Source organism: Parabacteroides sp. AM58-2XD, assembly GCF_003463685.1.
Taxonomy (GTDB): Bacteria; Bacteroidota; Bacteroidia; order Bacteroidales; family Tannerellaceae; genus Parabacteroides; species Parabacteroides segnis.
The window spans coordinates 1-578 of record NZ_QSDP01000263.1 but is presented as its reverse complement, the minus strand read 5'-3'; the positions used below and the strand labels follow the sequence as shown (position 1 = coordinate 578).

At 38.9% G+C, this 578-nt stretch carries 1 protein-coding gene; it reads left to right on the top strand.

Annotation, left to right across the window (positions count from 1 at the left end; genetic code table 11):
• The coding region (locus DXA15_RS25185; RefSeq protein WP_199676448.1) for a FimB/Mfa2 family fimbrial subunit at nt 1-578 on the top strand (578 nt) is incomplete at both ends.

Sequence of the window (578 nt, the reverse complement as noted above, 5' to 3'; positions counted from 1 at the left end):
TGTCCGGGTTCAAAACAGATCACAGTTGTTGCATGGGCAGGTCTTTCTTCCGATAGCGAAAATATCAGCGCCATGAGCAAAGCGAATATTATTTCTGACCTACAGGTTAGCCTGAAGCAGAACAACGGCGTTGCAGCCGCTTTACCGGGAGATTTATTCTACGGACAGGTTACTTTAAAGAGCACTTCCACCAAGGCGAGTGCTGAAACTTTAAAGATCGAACGCAAAGTGTCTTCTATTTCTCTGATCACAAAAGGCGTTATTAAAGTCCTTGACTCCAGAGAAGGTAATTTTTATTATAAAGTAAAGAAAACAAAAGCTTCTTTTGATCACAACGGTGAATTGACAGGTGAAGAAATTGAATATATCATCCCCGCAACCATGGATGCAAAAGGTAATGTTATTGCTGACAACACAGCTATTTTACCAGCTTCCGACGTGACTATAGAGCTTTACAAAGACGATAACATGATCCTTTCTTCAAAAAATGTCAAAAATTCAGAGAAAGTGTCTGTAAACGAAGGAGAACAGTCAGAAATTACTTTTGACCTCTCAAAAAATAATTGCAATATTGTTGT